Source organism: Xanthomonas sp. LMG 12460 (genome assembly GCF_009192895.1).
Classification (GTDB): Bacteria; Pseudomonadota; Gammaproteobacteria; order Xanthomonadales; family Xanthomonadaceae; genus Xanthomonas_A; species Xanthomonas_A sontii.
Window position 1 is genome coordinate 1 of sequence record NZ_NKUH01000128.1, and the last position, 7,300, is coordinate 7,300.

Here is a 7,300-nt window from a genome sequence, read left to right on the forward strand (position 1 = left end):
TACGGTTGACGCCGGCCGCATCCACGCGCACCAGCGGTTCGCCGCGCCCAGGGTGCGGCAGCTGCACGCGCACCGGCAGCAGCACCTCGGGCGCACCGGGCGGGCGGATCTCGATCGCGGTCATGGGGTCGGGAAACGCGGCGGGGTGGGTAGGGGACATGGCGGGGTCCTGGCAAGGAGCGCGGCGCACGCAGGCGCAGGCGCGTGGGGGAACCGCGATGATCGACCTTCCGCGCTGAGGGGTCCGTGACGGCGGGCGATGTTCGCGATGAAGTGCACGAAAGACCTGCCTGGTCCTCTCAGGCCGTCTGCAGTCGGGACTGAAGTCCCTCCCGCAGTGCATCCGGCGGGCTCGCCGCACGCCCCTGTGGGAGCGACTTCAGTCGCGACGCGCGTGACGATGACCGCCAGTCACTTCCACCGCCAACGGTGTCGAGGCGTAACGCTCCGCTCACGCAAGCGCTCAAGGTAGGCGGCGCCTACTCGCCCACTGACGCCGCCTGCGCCGGCCACTCGGTCATCGCCGGCACGGCAGCCTCGACCCGCTGCGGATCCAGCCGCGCCTGCAACGCCGGCAGGGCGATCGCCAGCGGGCAGCGCAGGCGGCCGCCGCAGCCGGGCAAGGGCCAGCGCCGCTCGCGCAGGCCGCGGCCATCGAAGCGGTTGCCGCGCAGCGCCGGCAGGGTCGGCACCACGCTGCGCAGCTGCAGGAAGTCCTGGCCGTCCTGCCGCACCAGGTCCAGCAGCAGCGCACCGCCGGGCGGATACGCGTCCGGCTGGCCGCGCACGATGGGATCGATGCCGAACAGGCCGGCCAGATGCGCCAGGTTGGTGTCGTGGCCCAGCAGCACCAGCGCGCGCGTGTCCACCGGCGCCAGCGGTGCCACAACCGGCGCCTGCCCGGCCGCCGCCTGCAACGTCGCCAACAGGTGCGCGAGCAGGTTGGAGCCGCCGGCACGCGCCGCCGGCAGCGCCCGCTTGCTGTAGGCGAAGGAGGCGTTGTGCAGGCCGATCAGCCGCTGCAGCGCCGCGGCATCGGCGCGCCCCCAGGCCACCTGCGGCAATGGCAGGCCCTGCGCGTATTCCAGCATCAGGTTCTCGGCCAGGCTGCCGGCGGTCTTCAAGACCTTGGCCGCCTGCGCCGGATCCTGCAGCCGCTGCGGATCGTCCAGGCGCGGCGAAGCCTGCGCAGCGCAGGCCGAACCCGCACAGCCGGACAGCACCCGCTGCAGCGCCCGCAGCCGGCTGCGCGTGGCCGCGTCCAGGTGCAACGGCGGCGCGGGTGCAGCGTCGTCCTTGTCCTCGTCCTTGCCGAAATGGAACAGCGGATTGTTCTGCGTCGTCGGCAATGCGAGGTAATGCGCCTGGCATCCCGGCAGCAGCCCCTCGGTGAAGGCCGCCGCGCTGTCGTGGTTGCGCGGCGTGCTGTCGGCGATCACCACCGCGCCGGACCCGGCGCAGTCCGGCGCCAGCGCCGCCGTGGACAGCCAGCGCTGCCGGTAGCGCGCACCCAGCGCCTGCATGCCGGCGGCGCCGTGCGCCGTGAGCTGGCCGGGCGCCACCGGCCATTGCGGCCAGGGTTGCGCGGCGTACTTGGCCAGGTCGTCTGGCGATTGCGTCGGTGCGCGCACGCCGTGGCGCATCACCACGATCGTCAGGCGTACCTCCGCCGCGTTCGATGCCGCGGCAGGCTTGGGCGATGCCGCCGCCGGCCAGGCGGCGCTGGCGACGCAAAGCACCGCGGCCAGGCGCCATCCGCTGCGCACGCGTGCGAATCGGGAAGCGAACATGGCCGGCCTCAGAACTTCAGCGACAGGTCAAGGAACACGCCGCGCCCGGCCAGGCCGAAGTACAGCGGCTGGTTGTCGGAGGAGCGGGTGCCGGCGTAGCCGATCAGCGCATGCCGGTTCAGCAGGTTGTTGACGTCCATGCTGATCGAGTAGCCCTTCAACCCGTAGGGCCCGTGCGTGCTGCGGTAGCCCAGCGCCGCATCCAGGCTGGCGTAGCCGCCCAGGCGCTGGTCGTTGCTAAACACGGTGGCGCCGTTGGCCGCGGTGCTGTTGTCCACGCCGTACTGCGCGCCCACCACCTTCTCCATCAGCGAACCGAAATAGCCGGTGCCGCTGTTGTACAGCAGGCCCAGGGCGGCGGTTACTCGCGGCGTGCCGGCGACCTGGGTGCTGCTGTGCTTGTAGGTGGCGTCGTTGTAGCTGGCGTTGGCGTACAGGCTCAGGATCGGCGTCAGCGCGTAGGTGGCCTCGGCCTCGGCGCCGCGGTACACCGCACCGCCGCCGTTGACGAAGGCGCTCTCGGTGCCGCTGTCGGTGTTGATCAGGGTCTGGCTGATGTAGTTGCTGAAGTCGATGTAGTAGACGTCGGCGCCGAAGGTCAGGCCGCGCGCGGCATAGCTGGTGCCGAGTTGGTAGTTGCTGGTCAGCTCCGGGCGCAGGCCACGGGCGCCGTTGAGTTCGATCACGTCGATCGGCGGCGCCAGGAAGCCGCGCGCGGCCTGCACATAGCCGCTCCAGTGCTCGTTGAAGCTCTGGTGCAGGCTCAGCGACGGCAGCGTGGCGTCGTAGCTGGCGTCGCTGTGTGCTGGCGCCGGCGGGGTGCTCTTGTTGAGTTCGGCATCGAGTTGGCGCTGCACCCGCGCGTAGCGCAGGCCCGGACTGAGGGTCAGGCTGTCGCTGAGCTTCCAGTCGTACTGCAGGTACGGCTGCAGGGTGTCGGTACGGTCGTGCAGGTTGTAGTTGTACAGCGGGCCGTACTTGGTGCCGCTGGCCGCGCCGGTCGTCATGTCCACCGGCAACTGCTGGCGCTCGTCGAGGTTGCGCTCCACCCACACGCCGGTCTGCAGCTGGCCCGGACCGAGGTCCCGCGCCAGACGCAGCACATCGCCGAAGGCGCGGAAGTCGTTGTCCGAGAGCTTGCCCGGCACGTCCTTGGCGGCCTTGGACAGCTTCTTGCCGGTCGCGCTGTAGAAGGTCACGCCGTTGTCGGCAGCGCTCTCGCTGGTGGGGATGCTGGTCTTGGAAGCGGTGTGGTCGAAGCTGTTGTAGTAGACCTTGTTGTCCAGGTCCCACTCGCCCAGGCGCGTGCTCAGGCCCAGGTAGGTGAAACTGGAGTAGTAGGCCGCGGCGTTGTAGCCGGTGTAGTTCTGCAGGGTCGGATCGTTGCCCAGGCCATAGCGCCAGCCATGCTGCGCGATCTGCGCGCGGGTGGCGCCCTGCACGGTGTTCTGGTGCTCCTGGTTGTAGCTGCTGACGAAGGTCAGCGTGGTCGCCTCGCCGAGGTCGCTGACGGTCTTGAGGAAGGCGTGCTCGCGGCGGTCGTCGGTGCCCTTGAGGTACGTGTCGCTGGCTTCCTTGGACAGATCCGCGAACAGGCGCGTGTTGCCGATGTGCTCGTCGGCGCTGACGCCGCCGGCCCAGGTGTTCCAGCTGCCGCCGGTGCCGTACACGGTCACGCCGTCCACCTGGCTGGGGTTGCGCGTGCGCAGCGCCAGGGTGCCGCCGAAGGTAGCGTTGCCGATGGTGGCGCCGCCGCCGGGGCCGCGGTCGATCTCGGCCTGGCCGAGTACGTGGTTGTTGAAGTAGGCCGAGGTGGTGTGGTGCAGATCGCTGGCATCGCCGAACGGGATGCCGTCGAAGGTGATGTTGAACTGGCCGTCCTGGAAGCCGCGGATGCTGATGCCCTCGTTCTTGCCAAGGCCGGGGCCTTCCGGCGAGGTGGTGACCACGCTGGGCGCGTACTTGATGATGTCGTCGTAGTTCGAGTTCAGGCGCAGGCCGTCGCGGATGAAGCGCTCGTCGATCACCGAGGTCGGCTGGCTCGCCTCCAGCGGCGCGGCGCTGGGCGCCAGCGTGTCGACGCTGTTGGCGGTGACGTTGATCGGCGCCAGTTCGCGCGGGCCGTCGTGTTCGCCGTCGGCCTCGGCACGGGCCGGGGCGGCGCTGCGCGGCGCCCGTGGGGCGGCGACCGGCGCGGCGGCGACGCTGCTGCGCACGATGGCGACCGAGCTGGGCGTCAGCATGCGGTAGTCCAGGCCGGTGCCGGCGAGCAAGGCATGCAGTTGCTGCGGCGGTGCCAGGCCGGCCGGGGCACCGCTGCTGCGCAGGCCTTCGGCCAGCGCCGGGTCGTACATCAGTTGCAGCCCGCTGCTGCGCGCGAACTGGTCCAGCGCCTGCGCCAGCGGCATGGGCGCGATGGCTTGGGCCGCGGTGGCGGGCGCCGACCAGGCCGGCAGCGAGGACGTGCAGCCCAACAGCAGGGCGATGGAGACGACGAGAGGCTTGCGCATGACGATCACACCGGAGGGGAGGAAGGGCGGCCCCGCGCGTGCTGCGCGACGGCCATGCTTCCTAGGAGTGCCCCGGTGCGCCGTGCGGCTACCGTCGATTGCATGAATTTTTTCTTACAGCGGTGCCGGTGCGTGGCGGATGGTCACCGCGTGCGCATCGCGCTGCACCTGCACGTCCGGCAGGCTGCCGAGATACGCGACGAAGGCCTCCGGATCGCGCAGATGGAACACGCCGCTGACCCGCCGCGCCGCCAGCGCCGGGTCGGCGATGCGCAGCGGCTGCGTGGTGTAGGCGTTGAACAGGCGCGCCACTTCGCCCAGGCTGCGATCGTGCACGCCGACCTGCGCCGGCAGCCAGGCAGTGGCGTCGGCGATGTCGGCGTGGTCGCGCCGCGCCAGCACGCGGCCCTGCGCATCCACCCGCGCCTGCTGGCCGCCGCCCAGGTCGGCTAGCGTCGTCCCCTCCGACGGCAGGTCGCCGCGGCGCCACCACGCCGGGGTATCGCGCGACACCTGCACCCGCCCCTGCAGCACGGTGACGCGGGCGCCGCCGGCCTGCGGGTCGACCCCGAACACGGTGCCGACGTCGCGCAGCACCAGCGCGCCGACGCTGACCCGCAGCGGCCGCGCCGGATCGTGGCCGAGATCGAACACCGCCTTGCCGCGCAGCAGGGCGATGTCGCGACGCTGCGTGCCGTAGCGCACCGCGATCGCGCCACCGCGCTCCAGTTGCACCACGCTGCCGTCGTCCAGCGCGACGCTGCGCGGCGCGTCCGCTGGCGCTGCGTACACCGTCGCCGGCACCTGCTCCGGCGCGCTCAGGCGCAGCGCCACACCCACGGCGGCCAGCGCGAGCACGGCGGCGGCCGCCAACGGCCAGCGCCTGCGCCGTGGCAGGACACGACGCGGGTGGGGCACCGACGTCGGCGTGTCCACATCCGGGCGCAGCGGCACCACCACCGCCCCGCTGCGCAAGGCATGCGCGCGCAGCTGCGCACTGCTGGCCTGCTGTGCCTGCGCCGCGGACGGCAGGTCGGCGTGCATCCGCGCGATGTCGAAATAGGCGGCCACGTGCGCCGGCGAGTGCCGCAGCCAGGCCAGGAACTCGGCCTGCCGCGCCGGCGGCAGCGCGGTCTCGCGCTGCGCCAGGTACCAGTCCGCGGCCGCCTCGGCGACGCGCTGCGGATCCTCACGCATAGCGCGCCATGCCCTGCCGGCACACCGCCAGGCCCTTGATGATGTATTTCTTGACCATGTGGCTGGAGATCTGCAGTTGCTCGGCGATTTCCTGGTAGCCCAGTTCGTCGCGGTAGCGCAGCGTCATCGCCGCGCGACACTTCGGCGGCAGCCGTGCCATCAGTTCGGCCAGGCGCTGCCGGCGCTGCGCGCGGTGCACCTGCGCATCGGCCTCGCAGGGCACCGCCAGCCGCTCCAGCACATCGTCCAGGCAGGTGTCGCGCTGGCTGTTGCGCTGGTGCAGCAGCGCGTGCTCGCGCATCAGGTTGGCGGCGATGGTGAACAGGTAGGCTTCGGGATTGGCGATCTCCGGCGCATGCACCTCGCTGCGCTGCAGCCGCAGCCACACTTCCTGCAACAGGTCGTCGGCATCCCAGGCCGCGGCGCGGCGCTTGCGGAAATAGCGGCTCAGCGACGGCCGCCATTGCAGGAACAGCCGCGACAACGCCGGCAGGGGTTCGGAACGCACCAGCCACTCGCAGTACCGGCGCCATCGGCGGCCGGCGGATTCGGAAAGGCTGCGATGCTGGTCCTCGGCGATGACAGTCCGATGACGCACGGGTCCTGCGGGCGTAGCGGAGCGGTTGCGCCCCGGCAAGCATTCAGTTCACCGCTGCCTGCCGGATTCGCGCGATCGGCGCATGCAACGCGGCCGGTCACCGCGCCTGCGCCCTCGCCATGGACGCGGCGGCGGCGCATCCCAGCGTTTCCCGTGCGGGACAGGATGTCTCTCGGACCGGCCTTCCGTTCCGTTGGCATCGCCCCATATCGTGAAGGTTGCCGCATCCAATCTTGGGCGGCGTTCGCATGAAGGATCTCTCCATGAACGACCCCATCGTCCAGATCAAGCCGCTTGGCTTCCCTTGGGACACGATCGACCCGTTCCTGTTCTGCGTCTACCACGACGATGCCTACCCCGCCGGCAACGGCGCGATGGGGCCGGCGACGTCCCTGCACGGCCGCGCCATCGGCCAGGACTTCAGCCGCAAGGACGGCTGGAGCATGTATCACGGCGAAGAGATTCCCGGCTTTCCCGGCCATCCGCACCGTGGCTTCGAGACCGTGACCATCGTGCGCAAGGGCCTGATCGACCATGCCGACTCGCTCGGTGCGGCGGCGCGCTTCGGCGCCGGCGACGTGCAGTGGGTGACGGCCGGCGCGGGCATCGTCCATTCGGAGATGTTCCCGCTGCTGGACACGGCGGCACCCAACCCGCTGGAACTGTTCCAGATCTGGCTCAACCTGCCGGCGCGCAACAAGCTGGCTGCGCCGCACTTCACCATGTTCTGGTCGGAAGACCTGCCGCGCTTCACCGCCACCGACGATGCCGGCCGCACCACCGAGGTGGCCTGCGTGGCCGGCCGCATCGGCCCGGTCGACGCCGCGCCCGGCAGCGCCGGCGGCCCGCTCGCGCCGCCACCGGATTCGTGGGCCGCGCAGGACGATGCCGATGTGGCCATCTGGACGATCCGCATGGCACCCGGCGCACGCTGGACCCTGCCCGCCGCGCAAGGACGCGGCACGCGCCGCAGCCTGTACTTCTTCAAGGGCGCAGCGGTGACGGTGGGCGGGCGCCCGGTGACCCGCCATGCGGCGATCGAGCTGCGCGCCGATCAGGCGGTCGAGTTGGTCAATGGCGACGGCGAGGCGAGCGAGTTCCTGGTGCTGCAAGGCCGACCGATCGCCGAACCGGTGGCGCAACACGGTCCGTTCGTGATGAACACGCAGGCCGAGATCGCCCAGGCCATGGCCGACTACCGCCGC

At 71.2% G+C, this 7,300-nt stretch carries 5 protein-coding genes and 1 pseudogene; 1 reads left to right on the forward strand and 5 read right to left on the reverse strand.

The window, feature by feature from the left end; translation table 11 throughout:
• The 5 genes and pseudogenes from CEK66_RS19470 to CEK66_RS19490 all read right to left on the reverse strand — a co-directional run.
• Positions 1-160 (reverse strand): annotated as a pseudogene (locus tag CEK66_RS19470) (NAD(P)H-quinone oxidoreductase); the annotation flags it as partial.
• Between the two features lie 319 nt (positions 161-479).
• Positions 480-1,790, reverse strand: coding sequence for a histidine-type phosphatase (locus CEK66_RS19475; RefSeq protein ID WP_152238001.1), 1,311 nt, complete (start codon positions 1,788-1,790; stop codon positions 480-482).
• An 8-nt stretch (positions 1,791-1,798) separates the two neighbouring features.
• Positions 1,799-4,300, reverse strand: a complete 2,502-nt coding sequence (locus tag CEK66_RS19480; protein ID WP_152238002.1) for a TonB-dependent receptor — start codon at positions 4,298-4,300, stop codon at positions 1,799-1,801.
• 114 nt (positions 4,301-4,414) lie between these two features.
• Entirely contained in the window at positions 4,415-5,497 is a 1,083-nt protein-coding gene (locus CEK66_RS19485; protein WP_152238003.1) for a FecR domain-containing protein, read from the reverse strand.
• Positions 5,490-6,005, reverse strand: a complete 516-nt coding sequence (locus CEK66_RS19490) for a sigma-70 family RNA polymerase sigma factor (RefSeq protein WP_193312722.1) — start codon at positions 6,003-6,005, stop codon at positions 5,490-5,492. The genes CEK66_RS19485 and CEK66_RS19490 overlap by 8 nt, the downstream gene beginning before the upstream one ends.
• 353 nt (positions 6,006-6,358) lie before the next feature.
• Between CEK66_RS19490 and CEK66_RS19495 the strand changes: the two genes are divergently transcribed.
• On the forward strand, positions 6,359-7,300 hold a 942-nt coding region (locus CEK66_RS19495; protein WP_226978695.1), incomplete at its 3' end, for a pirin family protein.